This is a genomic window from Metabacillus idriensis (assembly GCF_050483325.1).
GTDB lineage: Bacteria > Bacillota > Bacilli > Bacillales > Bacillaceae > Bacillus_P > Bacillus_P idriensis_A.
Genome location: NZ_JBCMYF010000022.1, coordinates 31,240 through 52,712 on the forward strand (window position 1 = coordinate 31,240; position 21,473 = coordinate 52,712).

Annotated in this window: 23 protein-coding genes; 8 read left to right on the plus strand and 15 right to left on the minus strand. The window is 40.4% G+C overall.

All coding sequences use genetic code 11. The annotated features are described in order from the left end of the window. Positions 1–251: 251 nt before the first annotated feature. The 3 genes from ABEQ24_RS13345 to cdaS all read right to left on the minus strand — a co-directional run bounded on the left by ABEQ24_RS13345 (position 252) and on the right by cdaS (position 3,622). The gene (locus ABEQ24_RS13345) at positions 252–1,448 is read right to left on the minus strand and encodes an MFS transporter (RefSeq protein ID WP_430007243.1); all 1,197 of its coding nucleotides are present in this window, start codon (positions 1,446–1,448) and stop codon (positions 252–254) included. Between the two features lie 110 nt (positions 1,449–1,558). Next, complete coding sequence (locus ABEQ24_RS13350; protein WP_430007244.1) at positions 1,559–2,893, minus strand: NCS2 family permease; 1,335 nt, start codon at positions 2,891–2,893, stop codon at positions 1,559–1,561. A gap of 126 nt (positions 2,894–3,019) precedes the next feature. Then, complete coding sequence (gene cdaS, locus ABEQ24_RS13355; RefSeq protein ID WP_430007245.1) at positions 3,020–3,622, minus strand: sporulation-specific diadenylate cyclase CdaS; 603 nt, start codon at positions 3,620–3,622, stop codon at positions 3,020–3,022. Between the two features lie 448 nt (positions 3,623–4,070). Here cdaS and ABEQ24_RS13360 point away from each other — a divergent pair, with 448 nt between their 5' ends. Then, positions 4,071–5,435, plus strand: a complete 1,365-nt coding sequence (locus tag ABEQ24_RS13360) for an MATE family efflux transporter (protein ID WP_430007246.1) — start codon at positions 4,071–4,073, stop codon at positions 5,433–5,435. Between the two features lie 49 nt (positions 5,436–5,484). Here ABEQ24_RS13360 and bshB2 read toward each other — a convergent pair whose 3' ends face one another. The 4 genes from bshB2 to rarD form a co-directional block, all read right to left on the minus strand. After that, positions 5,485–6,153: a bacillithiol biosynthesis deacetylase BshB2 gene (bshB2, locus tag ABEQ24_RS13365; RefSeq protein WP_430007247.1), complete on the minus strand. Its 669-nt coding sequence runs from the start codon at positions 6,151–6,153 to the stop codon at positions 5,485–5,487. 15 nt (positions 6,154–6,168) lie between these two features. After that, positions 6,169–6,519, minus strand: coding sequence for a YojF family protein (locus tag ABEQ24_RS13370; protein WP_430007248.1), 351 nt, complete (start codon positions 6,517–6,519; stop codon positions 6,169–6,171). Positions 6,520–6,533: 14 nt separating this feature from the next. Next, the gene (locus ABEQ24_RS13375) at positions 6,534–6,806 is read right to left on the minus strand and encodes a hypothetical protein (RefSeq protein ID WP_430007249.1); all 273 of its coding nucleotides are present in this window, start codon (positions 6,804–6,806) and stop codon (positions 6,534–6,536) included. Positions 6,807–6,896: 90 nt separating this feature from the next. Then, complete coding sequence (rarD, locus tag ABEQ24_RS13380) at positions 6,897–7,838, minus strand: EamA family transporter RarD (protein WP_430007250.1); 942 nt, start codon at positions 7,836–7,838, stop codon at positions 6,897–6,899. Between the two features lie 137 nt (positions 7,839–7,975). Between rarD and ABEQ24_RS13385 the strand changes: the two genes are divergently transcribed. Beyond that, positions 7,976–8,452, plus strand: a complete 477-nt coding sequence (locus tag ABEQ24_RS13385) for a spore gernimation protein GerT (protein WP_430007251.1) — start codon at positions 7,976–7,978, stop codon at positions 8,450–8,452. A gap of 263 nt (positions 8,453–8,715) precedes the next feature. On the opposite strand, the gene ABEQ24_RS13390 is transcribed toward ABEQ24_RS13385, so the two are convergent. The 5 genes from ABEQ24_RS13390 to ABEQ24_RS13410 form a co-directional block, all read right to left on the minus strand. Further along, a complete protein-coding gene (locus ABEQ24_RS13390; RefSeq protein WP_430007252.1) occupies positions 8,716–8,985 on the minus strand; it encodes a hypothetical protein in 270 nt (89 codons plus the stop codon). Positions 8,986–9,093: 108 nt separating this feature from the next. Beyond that, positions 9,094–9,456, minus strand: a complete 363-nt coding sequence (locus ABEQ24_RS13395; RefSeq protein ID WP_430007253.1) for a DUF2188 domain-containing protein — start codon at positions 9,454–9,456, stop codon at positions 9,094–9,096. Between the two features lie 317 nt (positions 9,457–9,773). Beyond that, entirely contained in the window at positions 9,774–9,938 is a 165-nt protein-coding gene (locus ABEQ24_RS13400; RefSeq protein WP_430007254.1) for a hypothetical protein, read from the minus strand. A 353-nt stretch (positions 9,939–10,291) separates the two neighbouring features. Further along, positions 10,292–11,020 carry an SDR family NAD(P)-dependent oxidoreductase gene (locus ABEQ24_RS13405; protein ID WP_430007255.1) on the minus strand — a complete coding sequence of 243 codons (729 nt, stop codon included), beginning with the start codon at positions 11,018–11,020 and terminating at the stop codon, positions 10,292–10,294. Continuing rightward, complete coding sequence (locus tag ABEQ24_RS13410) at positions 11,017–11,343, minus strand: winged helix-turn-helix transcriptional regulator (protein WP_430007256.1); 327 nt, start codon at positions 11,341–11,343, stop codon at positions 11,017–11,019. Before ABEQ24_RS13410 ends, ABEQ24_RS13405 begins: the two co-directional genes overlap by 4 nt. A gap of 153 nt (positions 11,344–11,496) precedes the next feature. Between ABEQ24_RS13410 and ABEQ24_RS13415 the strand changes: the two genes are divergently transcribed. The 4 genes from ABEQ24_RS13415 to ABEQ24_RS13430 all read left to right on the plus strand — a co-directional run bounded on the left by ABEQ24_RS13415 (position 11,497) and on the right by ABEQ24_RS13430 (position 16,234). Further along, the gene (locus ABEQ24_RS13415) at positions 11,497–12,120 is read left to right on the plus strand and encodes a nitroreductase family protein (protein ID WP_430007257.1); all 624 of its coding nucleotides are present in this window, start codon (positions 11,497–11,499) and stop codon (positions 12,118–12,120) included. Positions 12,121–12,221: 101 nt separating this feature from the next. Continuing rightward, entirely contained in the window at positions 12,222–13,505 is a 1,284-nt protein-coding gene (locus ABEQ24_RS13420) for a GntP family permease (protein WP_430007258.1), read from the plus strand. Between the two features lie 24 nt (positions 13,506–13,529). Then, on the plus strand, positions 13,530–14,306 hold the full coding sequence (locus tag ABEQ24_RS13425; RefSeq protein ID WP_070875947.1) for a 3-hydroxybutyrate dehydrogenase: 777 nt from the start codon (positions 13,530–13,532) through the stop codon (positions 14,304–14,306). A 476-nt stretch (positions 14,307–14,782) separates the two neighbouring features. Beyond that, positions 14,783–16,234: a spore germination protein gene (locus ABEQ24_RS13430; RefSeq protein ID WP_430007259.1), complete on the plus strand. Its 1,452-nt coding sequence runs from the start codon at positions 14,783–14,785 to the stop codon at positions 16,232–16,234. Positions 16,235–16,500: 266 nt separating this feature from the next. On the opposite strand, the gene ABEQ24_RS13435 is transcribed toward ABEQ24_RS13430, so the two are convergent. The 3 genes from ABEQ24_RS13435 to ABEQ24_RS13445 form a co-directional block, all read right to left on the minus strand. Next, a complete protein-coding gene (locus ABEQ24_RS13435) occupies positions 16,501–17,106 on the minus strand; it encodes an alpha/beta hydrolase (protein ID WP_430007260.1) in 606 nt (201 codons plus the stop codon). Between the two features lie 213 nt (positions 17,107–17,319). Beyond that, the gene (gene wrbA / locus ABEQ24_RS13440) at positions 17,320–17,931 is read right to left on the minus strand and encodes an NAD(P)H:quinone oxidoreductase (protein ID WP_430007261.1); all 612 of its coding nucleotides are present in this window, start codon (positions 17,929–17,931) and stop codon (positions 17,320–17,322) included. A 750-nt stretch (positions 17,932–18,681) separates the two neighbouring features. Next, a complete protein-coding gene (locus ABEQ24_RS13445; protein WP_430007262.1) occupies positions 18,682–20,085 on the minus strand; it encodes a S41 family peptidase in 1,404 nt (467 codons plus the stop codon). Positions 20,086–20,420: 335 nt separating this feature from the next. Between ABEQ24_RS13445 and ABEQ24_RS13450 the strand changes: the two genes are divergently transcribed. Then, complete coding sequence (locus ABEQ24_RS13450; protein ID WP_430007263.1) at positions 20,421–21,116, plus strand: class I SAM-dependent methyltransferase; 696 nt, start codon at positions 20,421–20,423, stop codon at positions 21,114–21,116. Between the two features lie 82 nt (positions 21,117–21,198). After that, the gene (locus ABEQ24_RS13455) at positions 21,199–21,456 is read left to right on the plus strand and encodes a hypothetical protein (RefSeq protein ID WP_430007264.1); all 258 of its coding nucleotides are present in this window, start codon (positions 21,199–21,201) and stop codon (positions 21,454–21,456) included. The last annotated feature ends 17 nt before the right edge of the window (positions 21,457–21,473 follow it).

Here is a 21,473-nt window from a genome sequence, read left to right on the forward strand (position 1 = left end):
ACAGTTTGTAAGAAATGCAGAGAGAAGTAGAAAAGCGGATCCGTTCTGGCCGAGGGGCTAGGAGGTGGAGCTAGACAAATAGAAAAGCGGAATTGCCAGTTAGCACAGGCAAGCGGATAAGGTTGAGGAAGAAGCTTTAAAATCCGTTTTAACGGTTTATTAATTTCTTACAGCTCCCTAAACCCCAGCAAACTATTTTTAAAAAATAGCCTTATAGGTTCAAAAAAAAAGAGAGGGGCTTTCCCTCTCTTTTACTTGCTTTCACTCAAACCGCCTACTTCTGTTTTTTGAAAATATTTCATTCCATAGATGACGACCATCAAGAGCGATAATGTTCCAAAGATCAGCACCATGAACTGAAGGCCGATTGTATCCAGGAACAGACCCGTACCAAGGAGAACAACCTGGAACATCACCCGGTCAAGCATATTTCTAAACGAGAAGAAACGGCCGTGATATTCTTTTGGAATTTTTGTCTGGAAAATGGTCGAAACAATCGGAAAAAAGCAGCCTACCCCAAGTCCGAACAATCCAAATGAGATAAGCGACATCCACATGATATCACTGAAAAATAAGCTTAGGTGTGCGATTGAAATGATTAGAGCGAACGCAAACAGCATGTGAACGGATGAAAAACGATGGGTTATTTTTTTAACAAAAAAAGCGCCGATCATAAACGCGATGCCTTCTACTGTATAAAGGAGCCCTTTAATGGACGTGCTGTCCTGAAGCTCGCTAATGTTAATGACCATCAAATTAAATCCTCCGATGAACAAAACGGGAATGATTGTCAAAACAAGAGCTGTAATCGCGATAGGCGTCGCTTTCAATACAGGAAGAACTTCTTTAAAACTTCCAGACCTCCCTGAATTTGACTGCTCTCTCTTCTCTTCTTTAAAATCAAGCAGAAAAGTAGCACCAAAAAGAACAGCATATGCAGCCATCGACAGGGCATAAATTGAGGTCAGGCTCATAAAAACTAAAAGCGCGCCGGCAAGTGCTGTGCCGATCACTCTTGCCATAGTTGCAACATTCATGTGCACCCCGTTCATCTGTATCAGATCATTGTCTTTTACAATAATCGGAATTACTGCCTGAAGAGCAGGAAAATAAAAGGCTGCGGATAATTGAATGATGATCATAAACAGGATCATAAAGAAAAGAGAATCAAATTGTATCGCCAAAAACATAAAGATGACACTGAGCATTCTTCCAAGCCCCGAGTATATGAGCACCATTTTTTTAGAGCAGCTGTCAATCATTCTCCCCGCAAGCGGTCCGACAAGCACCCCAGCAAGCAGTCCAATAAATAAAATAAGCGATTTCATAAAATCAGATGGTACGTTTTTCTGCATAAATTCCAAGTTTCCAATAATGCCAAACCATAATCCAAGACCGGCAATAAATTCACCGCCGAGCACAATCCAGACGTTTTTATTTTTCCACATGGTGATATCTCCGTTTTCTGTTTTTTTACTATATCTACTATAGCATCCCAGCATTTATTTCGACTAGCGAAACTTTTTAAAAACAAGAAAAAAGCCCTGAACAGGGCCGGTCAGATCATCGTATAAAAATTAATCAAGAAGGCAGCTGTAATAACATACATCATCCAATGCAGTTCTTTTGCTCTGCCAGTAAAAACCTTTAACAATGTGTAAGAGATAAAACCAAATGCCACCCCTTCTGCAATGCTGAACGTCAAAGGCATCATAATGAGTGTTAAAAAGGCAGGAATCAATTCGGTTAAATCATCAAAATGAATCTCCTTCAATTCTGTCATCATGAAGGCTCCAATGATAATTAAAACAGGTGCTGTCGCAGCATTCGGGATGAATTGAATCAAAGGGGTAAACAAAAGAGTCAGCAAAAACAGCAAAGCAGCAAATACTGCTTTTAAGCCCGTCCTGCCCCCTTCTGCAATTCCGGTCGCATTTTCAATGTAAGTATTCATGGCTGTACTTCCAAACACCGCACTGATCATTGTGCCGAGCGCACCGGTCGTCAATGCGCGTTTCATGTTAGTTGTTTCGCCATTCTCATCATTTAAATTCGCTTTTTTTGTTAATCCGATCAAAGTGGCCAATGTATCAAATAATTCTACGATTGTAAAAGAGAAGATGACGGAGAAAATACCGTATCCGATGGCAGCCATGATATCAAGCTTCATAAATGTTAATTCAACTGACGGCCAGTCAAAGGACAGAATATCACCTGCTGATTTAGGCACAGGCGAGTGGCCGGTCAGCATGGACAGTGCAGTAATGACAAAGATGCTTAAAATTAAGCCCCCTCTGATATTTCTGGATACAAGCACGGCAGCAAGGATCAGTCCTGCAAGCGCAAGCCATGTTCCCTGATCGGCAATATTTCCGAGTGCCACATATGTAGCTTCATCAGGAACAATGATGCCCCCGTTTTTCAGGCCAATAAAGGCTACAAATAATCCAATTCCTGCTGTAATGGAAGCTTTTAATGTTTTGGGAATAGCAGAGACTACTTTTGAACTGACTCCTGTGACAGATAATAAAAAGAAAACGAAGCCCGAAATAAATACAGCCCCGAGCGCCGTTTCCCATGTTAAACCCTGACCGAGGACAACCGTATATGTAAAAAAAGCATTTAACCCCATGCCTGGTCCAATGACAATCGGCAGGTTTGCCCATAACCCCATTAATAGGGTCGTAATCACGATAGCCAAAATGGTGCCGGCAAGCGCTGCTTCCTTGGGCATCCCGGCTTCAGATAAGATAATCGGGTTGACAAGGATGATGTAGCTGACAGTCATAAATGTTGTCAGAGCAGCAATAAATTCCGTTCTTACCGTTGTTTTCCGTTCATCTAAGCGGAAAAACGAGTTTAAAAACGAATACAGGTTTTTCTTGTCTTGCATTTGTTCTTCCTCCTCATAAATAGAAGAGCGCTGTCTTATCATGCTGATGGATGAAGCAAATCATGAAGGCATAGCTCATAAAGTAAAAACTTCATTATAAAGGATTTTTTTTAATATGAAAAGCATTTATTCAGAGCTGAATGGATACAGCCCGCCATTTATCGCAAATGACATTTTCCCTGTTTCTTCCGATACAACAAGCGCGATTGCATCTGTTGATTCTGTAATGCCAAGGGCAGCCCGGTGCCTTGTTCCGACCTTAGCATCAGAGGTCTGCGTTGATAGCGGAAGTACATTTGCTGCTGAAATGATTTTCGTTCCTGAAACGAGCACGGCTCCATCATGAAGCGGATTCCCCGGATAAAAAATACTTTCAAGCAATGACGCAGATAAATAAGCATCAATCGTTACACCGTTTTGAAGAAAAGAGAAAAGAGGGTCTTTCCTCTCTATCACTATTAAACCGCCGTGTTTATGATCAGACAACTGCTGAATGACTTTAGATAGCACGGCATAATGCGGAGTGTACTCAGATAAATAAGACTGCAAATAAAAGGATGATGCCTGCGATTGAAGCTGCTGAAAGATCTTATGCAAATCTTCAAGCTCACAAAGCAGACAATGGTCTTTCTCATGAAGCGAGTTCATCAGCTGTCTGGATTCTTCAATGATGTTGCCCAGCTGGTCATAGATGTGTATTTTTATCGGATCGATTAATTCGTGTTCCAAGATGTCCAGCTCCTTTCCGTCATTTCACCGTTTTTCTTATTATCTGAAAAACCTCTGCATTCCATGCAATAATTTTCCATTTAGTGTTCATACTAAAACAAATCGATTTTAGTATAAATGGTTGTTTTAGTTGATAAATGGTTTCCCTTCCTTTCCGCTCCACTTTAGGTCATATACATTTATGCTAAAACCCAAAGTTTACGAAAAGAGCTAATAAAATGACAGCACTTTGACACTGCTGCTAATCTAACGGAGGAATGCACCATGACAACAGTTAAAATCTTTCAATATCTATTTTCTGGTATGGGTGTAATGATCTTAAGTTATTTTTATTATCAAATGTTTAAGCCCGAGAAAAAAGAGCTTGAAGAGAAGTCGAAATAGTCACGAGTTCTTTTTTTTCATGTTATAATTCTTTCGTTACTCTATGAAACCCGAGGATATTAACATGAATCAAACCTTTACTCTTTTGGAGAAAGGAAAGCAATTTTCCTACATCCTTTTTCCGATATTAATTACGCAGCTTGCTCTTTATTCAATGAATTTCTTTGATACAACCATGTCTGGAAAAGTCAGCCCTGGAGATCTTGCAGGAGTTGCAATTGGATCAAGCATATGGGTTCCTGTCTATACCGGACTAAGCGGAATCCTGCTTGCAGTAACTCCGATTGTTTCCCAATTTGTGGGTGCTAAACAGAAGGAGAAAATACCTTTTACAGTCATTCAAGGTTTGTACCTTTCCGTGTTACTGTCCATTATCGTTGGAGTAATCGGACTTTTTGTCATTGATCCCATTTTAAACACGATGACACTCGAGGATCATGTAAGAGAGACGGCTAAGCTTTATCTCGCTGCTTTGGCTTTTGGCATTCTGCCGCTCTTTGCTTATAATGTATTGCGGTGTTTCATAGATGCGCTCGGATTTACCAGAGTCTCCATGATCATCACTTTATTATCTCTGCCGATCAACGTAGTATTCAATTATTTATTTATCTATGGAAAGTTCGGTTTTCCGGCTCTTGGCGGTGTAGGAGCTGGTGTTGCTTCAACGATTACATACTGGAGCATTTTTCTGATTTCTGTTTATGTCATTGTGAAAAAGCACCCTTTTGTGAACTACGGCATTTTCAAGAAACTGTACCGTGCTTCTGCAAAAGCATGGCTCAGTCTCTTAAAAATCGGAATTCCAATTGGGATTGCCATATTTTTCGAAACCAGTATTTTTGCAGCGGTTACTTTATTGATGAGCAATTATGACACAGTCACGATTGCCTCTCATCAAATCGCCATCAATTTTGCTTCACTTTTGTACATGCTTCCGCTCAGCATATCAATGGCGCTGACAATAGTCGTCGGTTATGAAGTTGGTGCGAAAAGGTACAGGGATGCAAAGCAATATAGTTATATGGGAATTGTCATGGCTGTAATTCTGTCGCTTATTACAGCAGCGGTTATCTATTTCTTAAGAAGTGAAATTGCGGCGATCTATACGAACGAAGGCATTGTCATAAAACTCTCGGCCCAGTTTTTGATCTATGCGATTTTTTTCCAGCTGTCAGATGCAATAGCCGCTCCCATACAAGGAGCATTGCGGGGCTATAAAGATGTGAATGTCACCCTGGTGATGGCGCTTGTTTCTTACTGGGTTATCGGACTTCCAACAGGATACTGGCTCGCAAACAATACGTCTTTCATGGCTTTTGGCTACTGGATCGGCTTGATTGCAGGTCTTGCCGCTGCCGCTGCTGCACTGACTGCAAGGCTGTGGTTTATTCAAAAAAAGGTTTATTCAATAGATGAAAAACAAGGATAAGCATTCATCATAAAAAAAGATGATCTCGAAATAACGAGATCATCTTTTTTTATTCATCATTCCATTTATACGTCCAGAAAATCTCCTGCTCCACCCAATGCATGACTTCAGGATCTTTATTTTTAAACTTTTCTTCCATCTGTTTAAGCATGCCTTCTGTCTGGCTGCGATGAGCACGCAAGGCATTTAACTTCATTTCGGCAACACTTGAGATGTCAATTGCAACATCATGCTCGCCAAGCACTTCTACTCGATTTCTAGTAATGGCAACACAGTATGTCACAGGACGTTCTTCAAGCGGCATTCTGCTTAATGCGCGAATGGTTGCAGCACCAGTTGCATCATGATCAGGATGTACACCGTGACCAGGGTAAAACGTAACAACGAGAGTCGGATTCACTTCCTGAATAATTTCTTCTATTATATCTGCAAATCGGTCGATATCTTCAAATTCAAGTGTTTTGTCGCGCAGGCCAAGCATTCTTAAATCGTGAACATCAAGTGCATCACAGGCATCCCGCAGTTCTTTTTTACGGATTTCAGGCAGGATCTCCCGGTTTGCAAACAGCGGATTTCCCATGTTTCTTCCCATTTGGCCAAGTGTTGCACAGGCATATGTAACAGGAATCCCTTCTTTGCGTTTTAACGACATTAAACCTCCTACTCCAAATGACTCGTCATCCGGATGAGGCAAAACGACTAATACATGCTCTCTCATTTTCATTCTCCCTTTCTACTCTGCAAACGGAGTCTCGCTGATTTGAAGCGCGATGGCAAGCTTTCCATCGCGGTCATGCCCTGCCATCAGCAGCTGATTATGTTCATTGTATACCCAGTCTGTCAGTCCTTCTGCATAAATCCAGCCATGTTCTATTTTAAGACCGACACGGTAGGGACCCTGACCGGTGATCTTAGCCTGCTCAAAAGAAACCTTTGCATTTCTGATAAATGCCACGACTGTCATATTGTTTTCATTTATATGAGCAGAGTAAGCGCCTGTCGTTGTTTCAAGGTGAACATAAACTTCTTTGTTCACGAGAACGTCTAAATGTTTTTGAATGTCATCTTTCGTAATGGGGACCATCATTCTGCTCCTTTTTATGTAGATTGTCTGATTTCTTCATACACTTTTATATGCAAGTCAATCAGGGTCAGCTTTTCCTGATCGAGAATGCTGGATGCGGAAATCCGTTTGATTGCTGAAAAAAACTTCTTCTCTGTGTTTTTCCGCAGGCGCGGATGGGTCATTTCATCCTGCAGTTCAACTTTAATGGCGCCGAGAAGTGTCTGCATATCATCATCACTGACCTCAAGCTGCCGATTCGACCAAAGCTTCCGGTATACCTTTAAAAGCTCGCGGTTCTCCGTCATCTTCTGTCATCATTCCTTTCCTGACTCTTTTATTGTATACTGAAAAATCATATCAATGAAAGAAAAAAGCCTTGCACAGGGCAGGCTGTTTTACATCTCCATTGTTTTCTTCTTTTTAAGCTTCCATGCATGTTCCTTCATTCCTCTTACATGTGAGAATGAAAAGAGCACAAGTGCACTCCAAATTAACGAAAACGTAATAATTTCCGTGCTTGTGAATGATTCATCATATATTAAAACTCCAAGTAAAAGCGTGATGGTTGGTGCGATATATTGCAGGATGCCAACCATGAACAATGGTATATGCTGTGCTCCTTTTGCAAACAGCAGCAATGGAACCGCCGTCACGATTCCCGCTCCAATTAAGAAGGCATTCGTGCCTGTATTAAAGGCAAAAAATGCAGACTCCCCTTTATTTGCAATCATGATCAAATAAATCAGGGCAACCGGCATGACCATCATTGTCTCAAGTGTAAGTCCGATTGAAGCATTTAATTTCGTTATTTTTTTGGTTAAGCCGTAAAAACCAAAGCTCAATGCCAGTATGACAGCTACAAATGGAAACTTCCCATATTGCATGGTCATGAAAAGAACACCTGCAGCAGCAAGGATAAATGAAGCATATTGCCATCTATTAAGCCGTTCTTTCAAAAACACCATGCCAAGGAGAACACTGATTAAAGGATTAATATAATACCCTAAGCTCGTTTCAAGGATGTGATTATGGTTTACGGCCCAGATGTATAAGAACCAGTTAATGCTGATCAGTACGGATGATAAAATAAGGGAAAGCAGAAGAAGAGGTTTTTTTATCATTCTCTTGCAGACTTCTAGCAGCTGCGCCCATTGTTTATTGAGGTGAATCAGCCCCATCATGAAGAGAAATGACCAAAATACACGGTGTGCAAGAATCTCTTCAGCCCCGACATGATCAATAAGCTTCCAATAAACCGGAAGGATCCCCCATAAAAAATAGGCTAGTGCTGTATGCATCAGGCCTGTTCGATATATATCTATATTTCTTTGCTCCATTTTACAGCACCTTCCTTTTCAAAACTCCATGCTCATTATAATCCCGATACAAGGACTTCTACAAGAAAAAAAACTTAACAATGACCCAGCCTTTTACATATAGTGAAGTATACCTGTGAAAAAGGGCGTGAACATTCATGTTTCCCTGGAAAAAAAACTTTCCATTTAATGAATCCGGGCAAATGCCTGATGCTTTTAAAAATATGAACCCTAAAAATGTGGAGGATTACATTCAAAATATCATGGGAAATGTTTTCGGAGAGGGCTTTCCTCAGCAGTTCCCTTTTCAGGGCAATATGTCAGGAAGCGTCCCGCAAACCAATAAACAGCAGCAATCAACTCAAAATAATATTGAGCTTTTTGAAACAAATGACCACATCTTCGTCAAAGTGCAGGCTTCAGATGAACAGTTGAAAGATCTCCGCATTCAGCACAGCAGCAATCACCTCTTCATTCTAGACTATCCGTCAAAAGGCGAACAAAAAAAGGTCGTCTTGCCTGCACTTGTAAAACGAAAAGGTACAAAAGCATCTTATCGGAATGGAATCCTTGAAATTAAATTGCTGAAAAATGAGGATCTGCAAATTTCGGAGATTGAAATTACACACGAGTAAGGGACAAAGATCTAATTTAAATAAAAAAACAAGGCTGTTTTCTCATAGATTTCTGTTTTAATTATTAATATAGTTCGTTGCTTTCCGAAAGGCGGCGGATCTCATATGAGTGACGCCAGAAAGTGGTTCGTCCCTCACTTTTCAGACATTTGCTTTTCCCCCAGGAGTCAGCGGCAAAGTATACGATAAAGGCCAAAAACAATGGACCAGAGCTTCTGCTCTGGTCCATTGTTTTTAAGTTTATGGTTCCTCAAGTGTTCTTCTTAGTACGGTCCTCCTGGATATTGTCCTCCCGGATATGGTCCACCCGGATAACCAGGATAAGCGCCAGGTCCTGGTCCTCCCGGATACCCTCCATAAAACGGTGCCGGAGGCGGTGGCGGCGGATAATAATAAGGTCTTGGATAGTTAAAAAGCGCACTTCCAAGGAATCCTCCCAACAATCCTCCTACAAGCGGAGCTCCAAATCCGAAAAAGAAAGGTCCTCTATTGCCTGCGCTGCGGTAGCCTCGTGCTGCATAGTGCGGGTACATGCTTTCCCCTCCTCCATAAGTCACTTACCTTATAAGGGTATTCACCTAAAAGGTTTTGGAGTGGGCGAATATCTCAGGGAAAGTCAATTTTATGAAAAACCATTCCCTCTAATCGTTTATTCTGGTATCAACTGATCCGTCCTTCAGATGAACGATCAAAGCACAATTATTTTGCTTTACAAGCTTTCTGCCTTTTTCAAGCGCCTCTTGTTTCGTATCAAAGCGATAACTGGCCCGTTTGTTTCCTTCCTTTTTCAGCATCCATCCATCGTCATCTGCCATCAGGAGATACTCCTCTTTGCCTGAGTCATTGTCAGCCCATTTTTCAGCCTGTGAAACAGCAATCGGAATGGCTCGTCCCTCTTCATACCCATCATCAAGCAGGGCATTGCCGATCTCAATAGCTTTTTCACGGGTTTTACCAGGAAGGTTTTTCATTGAACTTGGGTAATCTTGTTTTGTCCAAGGCATTTCAGACTCATTCCTTTCAGGGTTATTTATTCATTGTTTACCCGGGTGATATGAATTCAAACGAAATGATTGGAGACTAGTTAAAAAAAGCCTTAAGTTTTAAGTGATTGCCTGTATCACGGATTGATGGAATTACGTTGTTGAATCATAGAAAACTAGAAAAAAAAGTGAAATCCGCCCAACTACTATGGTGAAAGCTTTTCTGAACTCTATTCCCAATCTTATGTTTTTCGCCTTCAAAAAAACCGCCCTTTGAAAAGGCGGTTAATATAAAAATCGTATCCAGTTATTATAAATGAATCCCAAAGCATTGTTTCCTAATCTTTCTCTAATATAACAAGTGAATAAACTGCACCACCGCCGCCTGCACCTGACATAGCACTTTGAGAGACAACCTTCCAGCCCTCTTGCAAATGTTGATTCAAATCACTTAAGTTATTCTTCTTATCGGTCAAATAATAAACTACGATAGCCTTTTGCATAATACATCCCCCTCCAGAACTCATTATACCATATAATAATTTCACAAATTTACCATTTAGTTTATCTCTAAGGAAGTTTGGTTTCATTTACAACTGTAAGAAATATAGCCTGTTTACCATCATATCATTCTATCTCAATTATGTGTTTCAGCACTTCCGGGAAATAACAGCCTTTATTCTCGTTCCGCTGCTGAACCTTGCTCGGTATGCCAGCGGGGTCTCCATTTTTCTGTTTTCCAGCAGGAGTCAACGTTCCTCTTGCGTAGATACACGAATGGTTATAAACATCTAGTCGGAAAGCAGCAATATTTACGAAAAGAGCCAGACAAAAAAAGACTGCACATCTGCAGTCCTTAATGTTCATATATCATCTTTCTTGTCATGCCGCCGTCAACTACTATATCCGTACCTGTTACAAAATCATTTTCAGGATCTGTTAAATAAAAACATGCTTTGGCAATATCAGCAGGCTTCCCAACCCGTTTTGAAAGGTGCTGATCGTGATCGATTTGTCTTAGGTTCTCGTAATCCTTAGTTTCGATCCATCCAGGCGAAATGCTGTTTACCTTAATCAGGTCTTCGCTAAAGGAAACGGCAAGCGAATGGGTAAGCGCAACGATTCCGCCTTTCGTTGCGGCATATGCCTCTGTTCCCGGTTCTGACATTGAAGCCCGTGTTGAAGCGATATTGACAATAAAACCGCCGGCAGGATTCTTTCTCATCACTTTTGCTGCTTCTTTTGAACAAAAGAATGTGCTTCTTAAATTTGTGTTTATGACATGATCCCAATCCTCTAAAGTAAGCTCATAAGGAGATTTAAATCCGGATACACCTGCATTATTTATTAAGATATCGATGGTTCCAGTCAAACGCACAGCTTCTTTTATCAAATGTTCAATTTCCTGAACATTTTTTACATCTGTTTGCACAAAATGTGCATTTTCAGTGCTGCTTTCAATGCTTTTACCCTTTTTTGCATCGATATCTGCAAATATAACGGAATCACCGGCTGCAGCATACTGCCTGACCAATTCTTCGCCTATTCCGTTTGCGCCGCCTGTGATAAGGACTGTCCGTTTCATTCCATTTTCCCCTCCTCAAAGCAATAGCGATCTGCCCATTCTTTCACTTCTATCATCACTTTTTCTAATGAGTGGCCCATTTCAGTCAGCTGATACGTAACCTTAACTGGTGTATCAGGAATGACAACCCGCTGTACAATACCGGCTGATTCCAATTCTTTCAATCGTTCAACAAGCATTTTTTGGCTAATACTAGGAATGGTATCTGTTAAATCTTTAAACCGCTTAGGTCCGTCTAACATGACATGGATGATTAAGCCCGTCCATCTTTTCCCTAAAAACCCGAATGCTTTTTCCATTTTGGGACATAAATTAGATTCCATCCTGAATCTCCTTTACCGTCTTTTTCTTGACATATAATCTTAATCATTTTATGATAACAAAAGTCAATCATTTAACTTACGAAAAGTTAGTCTGTCACTTTTTGTATATTATACCTTATTTATAAACGATATTCAACAATGGAGGTTTTCACAATGTCAACAGCTACTACTGAAAGTATCTTATCTATTATGTCTGAACGGAGCTCTGTGCGCAAATATGATCCATCTGCAAAAATAAGCAAGGATGAACTCAAAGAAATTCTTGAATTTACAGGCAAGGCTCCATCTGCATGGAACCTGCAGCACTGGAATTTCATGGTTTTCCACAGTGACGAGTCTAAAGAAAGACTTCTTCCTATTGCTTATAACCAAAGCCAAATTACTGAAGCTTCAGCAGTAGTTGCTATTTTAGGGGATCTTGAAGCAAACAAAAATACAGACCAAGTATATAATCCGCTTGTAGAAGCAGGATTTATGAAAGAAGAAATCAAAGACACACTTGCAGGCCAAATCAATGGCGCTTATCAAAATCCTGTATACGCCCGCGATGCAGCTTTCAGCAATGCATCACTTGCAGCTATGCAGCTAATGCTAACAGCTAAAGCTAAAGGCTACGATACTTGTGCTATCGGCGGTTTTAATGCTCAGCAATTATCTGAAACATTTAAAATTGAAGATCGTTTTGTCCCAGTTATGCTTATCTCAATTGGAAAAGCGGCAAAACCTGCTCATCAAAGCTCTCGCATCAGCATCGATGAATTGAGCACATTCTTGTAATTTCACTCCGGCAAAGGAAAAACTTTGCCGGTTTTTGTTTTATTTGGTTTCTTTAGGGGAAATTAACCCTAGGTAAATTTACTAAAGGAGCTAAAAGCAGCATGATAAACATCATTATCGGTTTGGTTTTACTGATGGCACTTGCCTATCTGGGCTGGTCCATCATCTGGATTGCCCCTCTAATTGCTCTAATTGTAGCAGCTCTTGAGGGGATTGAACTCCTTCCGGCTTATACAGAAACGTATATGACAGGATTTGTGGAATTCACTCTGAAATGGTTTCCAATCTTCCTTCTTGGAGCAATCTTCGGAAAACTGATGGAAGAAACGGGAATGGCGCAATCGGTTGCATTTAAGATTACCCAGTTTATCGGAAAAAAACGTGCGGTTCTGGGTGTTCTTGCTGGTGCAGCTGTTTTAACATATGGCGGAGTAAGCTTATTCGTCGTTGTATTTGCGATCTATCCTCTTGCAATTGCCCTATTCAGGTCTGCAGATGTATCGCGCAACTTGATTCCAGCTACAATAGTACTTGGTGCTTTTACATTTACAATGACGGCACTTCCCGGTACTCCGCAGATCCAAAATATTATTCCAACGGACTATTTTGGAACGACTCCCACTGCCGGACCCATCATGGGCATTGTTTCAGGATTGATTATGGCCGTCGGCGGCTACTTTTATCTCGCATGGCGAGGAAAGAAATTACATAGCAAAGGCGAAAAATTCACTGAGCCTAAAGGCGGAGATGAAGTAAAGGACATCGATCCTTCAACTTTGCCTAATGCCTATTTGTCAATCATCCCCTTAGTCGTTGTTGTTGTCGTTTTGAATGTGTTCAAACTTGATATTCTGCTGGCTCTGGTTATTGGAATCCTCTCTATTATGCTCTTCAGCATGAACAAGTTTAAAACGTTCATCAAATCGATAAATGGCGGTGCAGCAGGATCTGTTATGGCGATTGTCAATACGAGTGCAGCTGTTGGATTTGGAGCGGTTGTAACGGCTGTGCCAAGTTTTGAACAGCTCACAGATTTAATATTGGGTGTTAAGGGAAACCCCCTTATCTCAGAAGCGATTGCCGTTCAGCTTTTGGCAAGCATCACAGGATCAGCTTCAGGGGGTATGGGGATTGCATTAGAAGCGCTCGGAGGTCAATATATGGAGCTTGCCAAAAGCACAGGAATCTCACCGGAAGCCTTCCATCGTGTAGCAGCTGTTGCCTCAGGGGCATCGATTCTTCCGCATAACGGGGCTCTGCTCACCCTTCTTGCCGTAACGGGACTAAAACATAAACAAACATACTTAGACGTTGCTGTAGTCGGTTTGATCATTCCGATCATTGCCGTCATTTCAGCCATTGTCCTCGCATCACTTGGCATTTAGTAAAATGAAAAGGAGAATTTTATTATGTTAAAAGATAAAGTTGTTTTTATTACTGGGGCAGCACAAGGTATTGGTTATGAAGTAGGTGAACGATTTGCAGAAAATGGAGCAAAAGTTGTCCTTACTGATGTAAATGAAGAAGGCGTAAAAAAAGCGGCTGACCAGCTAGCACAAAAAGGCTATGAAACACTCGGACTGAAATGCGACGTAACAAGTGAAGAAGAAATCAAAAAAGCAATTGATGATACGATCGCCCATTTTGGAGAATTTCATATCTTGATTAATAATGCCGGCCTTCAGTATGTTTCTCCTATTGAAGAATTCCCGACAGAAAAATTCGAACTTTTAATTAAGATCATGCTGACAGCACCATTCCTTGCTACAAAACATGTATTTCCACACATGAAAAAACAAAAATACGGCCGAATTATCAATATGGCTTCCATCAATGGCGTCATTGGCTTTGCAGGAAAAGCAGCATATAACTCTGCTAAACACGGCGTCATCGGGTTAACAAAGGTTTCAGCATTAGAAGGAGCAGCTGACGGTATTACTGTTAATGCCCTATGCCCTGGCTACGTTGACACACCGCTAGTACGAAACCAATTACAGGATCTCGCCAAAACAAGAAATGTCGACCTGGAAAAAGTGCTTGAAGAAGTCATCTACCCTCTCGTTCCGCAAAAGCGTCTCTTGTCAGTTGATGAAATTGCTGACTACGCTGTCTTCCTTGCAAGCGAAAAAGCTAAAGGAGTAACAGGCCAAGCCGTATTGCTTGATGGCGGGTATACTGCTCAGTAACCCGAAAAGCGGAACCGCCCTGTTTAGCTCCGACAGACAGATAAGACTTCGCCAGAAAAGGCGCTTTTTGCCTTTACTGACGGAGACGTTCTGGCCGAGGAGCTGGGAGGTGGAAATGGACACCTAAGGTATCCAAATTAAGATGCAAAAACCGCAATTAGCAAGAATAAAAGAGACCAATCGACAATCGATTGGTCTTTTTTATTCCCTTGATATGACTAATTTTTCAAAACTAAATCGCTTAAGAATCAACAGATCAATTAATATGCATTTATGGATTTTATTTTACTGGTATGAATTAGATTTTATGTTTTTTCCATCAGGAGCTAGTTGCTGTGATTAAAGTAAATGTAAACACTAAGGCAATAAATTTAAAGCACCAAAAGAAGCTTTATCCCCTTTTCGAACGGTGCAGGTACAGTAAAAAGTATAGTATTTTGACATTTCCTAATACTATCTTTAAGGGAGGAAGAAGGATGTCTACTATAGAAATTCAAAAATGCCTTAATAAAAACATCAAAAATATAAAGAATTCCTTTCACGATACTTCTGACCTTATAGTAAGAAAGATGAAAGCGGACTTCGAAGGTTCTTTCGAAATCGATGTTGTTTATCTAGATGGAATTATCGATTTAGATCTTATACAGGAACATGTGATCAAACCTTTATTAGAACCATTCAAGACTGTAGGTTTTAACGAATCCCCAATTGATCAGATACTTGAAAGAATTATTGAAACAGCAGATGTGAAAACCACAGCCCAATATAAAGAATTGACAGATGCCATCGTACAAGGAAATACCGTTTTGCTAATTAACGGGTATCAAAAAGGAATAATTATCCCATCCCCTAAGTGGGCGGAAAGAAGCATCGAAGCTTCAATAGGAGAACGCTCAGCAAGGGGTCCTCAAATTGGATTAACAGAAAAACTGAAAACAAATATTAATTTGATAAGAAGTTCATTAAAAACTCCCGATTTATGTGTAGAAACAATAGAAGTTGGCTCGATTTCACCAACGTCTGCTTCTATATTATATTTAGATGGGATTGTTGATAACGGAATATTAAAAGAAGTTAAAAAGAGACTAAAAAGTTTACCCGTAAAGTATGTCCTTAGTGAAAGAGTTTTGGAGGATGTGTTAGAAGGAAAACCTAAGTCTTTTTTTCCTCGTGTAAGACATTCAGAACGAATTGACGGGGTAGTATCTTCCTTATTTGAAGGAAGAGTAGTCGTTATTGTTGATGGGTATCCTTTCGCCATAATAGCCCCTGCTTTATTTGTTGATTTTATTCAGGCACCTGATGACTATCATATATCAATGGGGAGATCTGCTAATCGGATCATGCGATTTATCGCCTTATTATTAGGAGTATATCTGCCCGGCGTTTATATTGCGACAGCAAATTTTCATAAAGATGATTTATCAAACAACATTTCAAAAGCAATCATTTCTAAGGATGAGCTATTGCCGACTTTTTGGGAAATTTCCATTCTCTTATTTTTAATAAAGATGTTAGTAGATGTTTCATTTCGTCTTCCTAAAAGTGCGGTCATTTTGGTCTCTTTAATTGGAACTATAGTAATTGGCGAAACAGCGGTTACGGCAAAATTAATCCATCCAGTCAGTCTAATCGTTGTAGGGATAACAGCACTTTCTAGTTTCTTAGGGGCTAATAGAGGACTAGTGGGAGCTGATGCTACTTTAAGAATATCCTTTTTGCTTATTTCTAATTTTTTGGGGTTTAACGGTATAATCATTGCTACAACAGTTCTAATCATTTATATGGTGAGCCTTAAATCAATAGGTGTTCCCTATCTTTCACCTTTAATCCCATTTAAAATACAAGAATTAAAAGATGTATTTTATCGAGAAGATTTACAAAAACTTATTAATAGCAAACATACATATACCGAAGATAATGATTAATATTTGCTTGTACAATATTAATCACCGATGTTCGATCAAATTTTACTCCTGCGGGTAATCGAGCAAATCCGGAGACCGAACAGGCAACGCCGATGAAGCTCCAGGCGGGCCGCGGAAAGGAACGGGCAACATTTATAATGAAAAACAACAATCTATGCGAAAACAGCCATACGAAAAGACTCGTCATAAAAATCGATGACGAGTCTTTTCGCGTTAAACTGTTAATCGTATTCTTAATTAGCTAACTGTTTCCGTATTACTGCAGTTTACTTTAAGTTCTCAATATACCAGGCAGATGCAGCTTCTACTTCTGATGAAGTGAGCTGATGTCCGTGATTTTCCCAGTGGATGACGACTTCCCCACCCGCCGCTTTCAGGATATCCGCAAGATCATGTGTTTCCTGAGGCAGACAAATCGGATCGTTCATGCCTGCTCCGATAAAAATTGGTGTTCCGTTTAAAGATGGAATATCGATATTTCTTCTAGGAACCATTGGATGATGAAGAATGGCAGACTTCAAAGAATTTTCGTAATGGAAAAGCAGACTTCCTGCGATATTGGCACCGTTTGAATAGCCTACTGCAACCAGTTCCGATCGATCAAATGAATACTTTTCAGCCGCTTCCGTTAAAAAGTCATGTAATTCACCTGTACGGAAAATCAGATCCTCTTCATCAAATACGCCTTCAGCCAATCTTTTAAAGAAGCGGGGCATTCCGTGCTCAAGTACGTTTCCTCTAACACTTAATATATTTGCTTCTGCATCGATATGCTTAGCGAGCGGAATGAGATCATTTTCATCCCCTCCTGTTCCATGCAGCAGCAGTAATGTCCGGTTTCGATTTCTGCCTTTTTCAAAAATATGTTTCATGCTTAATCACTCCTGTATAGAAATCAAAAGGTTTGGCTTGTTAGCCAAACCTCTTTTTTAAAAATAATCTAATAAAAAATGTTGCGCTTCAATGTCTAGCTCCACCGCAAAAATCCTCGGCCAGAACAAATTCAGCAAAGAAGTCAAACCCGGACTTTTCCGCCGGATTCTTATCTGTCTGTCTGAGCTAAACGGGCGCTTCCGCTTTTCTATTTATTGCATGCCTTTTTTAATGGATTCTGCAATCGTGACTGTCCGTTTAGCCTGATGCTTGACTGCTGCTTCAACATTTTCTTTTAAATTTCCGTCCTGATCCGCTGTGACAGAGGTACCGTAAGGATTTCCCCCTGCTTCAAATAGAGACTGATCCGTGTAGCCTGGTGCTGCTACAATCGCTCCCCAGTGATACATCGTTGTGTACAAGCTTAAAATAGTTGCTTCCTGTCCGCCGTGCGGATTGCTTGCAGAAGCCATCGCACTCACTACTTTATTCGCAAGTTTCCCTTGGAACCACAAGCCTCCGGTAGTATCAAGAAACTGTTTCATTTGTGCAGGAACATTGCCAAATCGAGTCGGGACGCTGAAAATAATGGCATCTGCCCATTCAAGGTCATTTAAAGTTACTTCAGGAACATCTTTCGTTGCTTCAAGGTGTGCTTTCCAGGCAGGATTTGAATCAATCGCAGATTGTGGGGCAAGTTCAGGAACTTTAAGTACTTTTACTTCTGCACCAGCTTCTTTTGCACCTGCTTCAGCCCAAGCTGCAAGCTTGTGGTTCGTGCCCGTAGAACTGTAATAAATGACTGCTAATTTTACATTTGACATTCCGATCTCTCCTCATGCAATGTATTTTTTTGAAATCAACTATCTTTAATCAATATATCTCGAATTCAAGTTAATTATAAGTTGTCCCAAATTTAAAGTCAACTCATAACAAGTTAATTTTCCATTATTACTATACCCTTCTTTGATAAGAAAAAACTCCTTAATATGGAAAAATGGCTATTCAATAAATTTAAAAAATGAAGCAACAGTTTATAGCTTTATCATTCTTCTTAGTGCAGACAATTCTAACGGTTCAAAACTTTAAATCTGGCGCCACTCTCCTTAGTGCTGCCTCTTCTTACGGATCAAATCTAAAAAAATGGCGCCACTCTCTTTAGTGCTGCCACTTCTTACGGGTCGAAATATAAAAAATGGCGCCACTCACCTTAGTGCTGCCTCTTCTTACGGATCAAATCTAAAAAAATGGCGCCACTCTCCTTAGTGCTGCCTCTTCTTACGGATCAAAATCTAAAAAAATGGCGCCACTCTCCTTAGTGCTGCCTCTTCTTACGGATCAAAATCTAAAAAAATGGCGCCACTCTTCTTAGTACTGCCACTTCTTACGGGTCAAATCTAAAAAAATGGCGCCACTCTCCCTAGTGCTTCCACTTCTTTCAGATCAAAACTTAAAAAATGGCGCTACTCTCTTCAGTGCTAAACACTTTTGATGGAGCAAGAACCCAAAAGAAGAGGCTGTCCAAAAAGTCAGTAAAAATGACTTTATGGACAGCCCCTATTAAAACCTGTTCTCTACATTTGTTCATTCAATACTTTGATGGCTTCTTCCATCTGGGTATCATTTTCTTTTAGCTGGGCCTGCAGCGTTTCAAGCATTTTGATTGTTGTTTCGCCGCTGATCGTTCCACTCGTTTTCAAACTGTTTTTTGTCTGAAATTCTGTGACAGCTTGTTTTGTTGTTTCTTCGTAAAAACCGTCTGTTTTTACATTTTTGTATCCTAATGCCTGCAGCATCTGCTGAGCAACTTTCACTTCAGCAGATGAATCTCCCTGCTTTAATTCTTTTTCCGGGTTTAAATATGGGAGATTGGCGTATGCCGGCAGTGAAGCTTTATGCTGCGGTTCGATTCCTTTTTTATGGATCCAAGATCCGTCTGGTGTCAGCCATTTTGCAATTGTATATTTAATTGAGGATCCGTCTTCAAAGCTTTTTGCTGTCTGGATCGTCCCTTTTCCAAACGTTTTTTCTCCGACTATTGGAATGCCGGCTGATTGATGCAAAGCACCTGCCATAATTTCAGCAGCACTTGCGGTTCCATTATCTACTACAATAACAACTGGAACATTCACTGCTGAATCATTTTGTGATTTTTGAACTTCTTTTGAACCATCTTTGTTTTCGATTTGCATGATGGTTTTTCCTTTAGGGACAAAAATATCACTCATTGCAATCGCCTGATCAAGCAAACCGCCTGGATTTTGTCTTAAATCAAGCACAAGTCCCTTAACTTCCTGCTCATTCAGTTCGTTTAAAGCATCAGCAAGTTCTTTACCGGTTGTCTCTGAAAACTTCGTAATCTGGACCTTGCCTATTCCGTTTTCTACCTCTGTATAAACGGTTTCCAATGGAATGGTATCTCTTGTGAGATTAAAATCGAGCTCACCAACACCGTCACGTTCAATTACCAGCTGAACCTTTGAGCCTTTTTCTCCGCGAATCAGCATCACTGCTTCGTTTACTGTCATGCCTTCAACGCTTTTGTCATCAACTTTCAAAATCTTGTCCTTGGGCTTTAATCCTGCTTTTTCAGCCGGTGAACCTTTAATTGGGGACACAATCATAATTTTCCCGTCAGATTCCTGAACCTCAGCACCAATACCTTCAAAAGAAGATGAAATATTCTCATTGAAACCCTTTGCTTCCTCTTGGTCCATATAAGTTGAATATGGGTCATCCAAAGATTGAAGCATTCCTTTGATTGCACCGTCTACAAGTTTTTCCTGATTTGTATCCTGATAAAATTCGCCTTTTAGCGTGTCGTATGTAGAATAAAGCTTTTCAAAGGGGTCATCGCTTTTCCCCTCTGCCTGACTCAGGCCGCTGTCTTTCTGAACGACCGCAAACGTAATACCTGCGCTAATGATGGCAGTTAATAGGATTGCAAACAGAAATTTCACATTATTATTTTTAAACAAATTAACACCACCCTCATTATGTAATCATTATGAGTAACGAACACAGAAACGTCAAGAACAAAGGCGAAATCGTTCTGACACTGGTTTTAGCTGCCGGAGATGGGTACAGATAAAGGTATTTCCGCATCAACAGCCTTTATACTTTAATCATATTCTTCGCTGTGATAAATCCAGTGGATCACAGGTACCCTCAAACAGTATTTACTATTAGGCGAAAACCATTCTTCCTGTATTTATTATCTCCCTTACCTGTTAAGATTTCGGGCAAATTCGAGAATCCCGCTTCACCTGATAGGCAGAATCAGCATAATTTAGGTTGAAAGGAGTTCATGCAAATGCCCCGCTATCTTGATTTACTTGCACAGCTAGGAGTTGGAGGCGCCCATCCCGGCGGCTTTATGCTGACAAAAGAGATTATCGAACTTGAAATGATTCCTGAATCTGCATCCATTCTTGATGCCGGCTGCGGCACAGGCCAAACGATGCAGTTTCTGAAAGCGCTGAATTACGATGTGACTGGTTTAGATATAGATCCCATTATGCTATTAAAGGCCAAAAACAGGTTAAAAGAAGATACTTGCCTTGTTCAAGGATCATTAGAGAAGCTTCCATTTGAGGACAATCGATTTGATTTCATATTTTGTGAGTCTGTATTAAGCTTTACAAATTCTGCTGAGTCATTGAAAGAATTGAATCGTGTGCTGAAGGATAACGGCGTTCTGCTTTCGATTGAAGTAACTAGATCAGACCAGCCAGACCGCAAATTAACGGGGAAAATCCAGTCATTTTACGGATTTCATCATCTATATAATGAACAGGAATGGATAACAGAATTTCAAACAGCAGGTTTTCAAACGATTGAAGTGCGCACAGAAAATGACTATATAATAGAAGAAGATGAACCAACAACAGAGTTTGATATGTCAGAAAATCTGGATTCCGTGTACTTTGATTTGCTTGCTGAGCATGAAAAATTGCGGGAAGACTATCATCATGCTGTTCAATTCCGCATTTTCAGGTGTATGAAATAGAACCAATCGGGGTATTCGTACAAACCCTTCTTTCCTTTTTTTCATAGTTTATGAAGAAGCAGGTTGAAGGGAGGAAAAAAATTTGTCTCAAAATTATTATAACCTTTGCTGTCAGTATCATGGAAAGGTTGTCCGCATCAGTGACCGATTTGGAAATCAGCATGTTGGCAGAATCACGAATGTTTCTAGACAAAAGGTCTACATCCAGCCCATGGGAGGACGCGGACGCGGCGGTTACGGCATTGGCTTCTACGGCGGCGGATACGGCTATGGAGCCCCGTATGGAATCGGGCTTGCGTTTGTAACAGGCATCGTTTTAGGCGGTTTGCTTTTTTGGTAGAAATTCTATGACAAAAA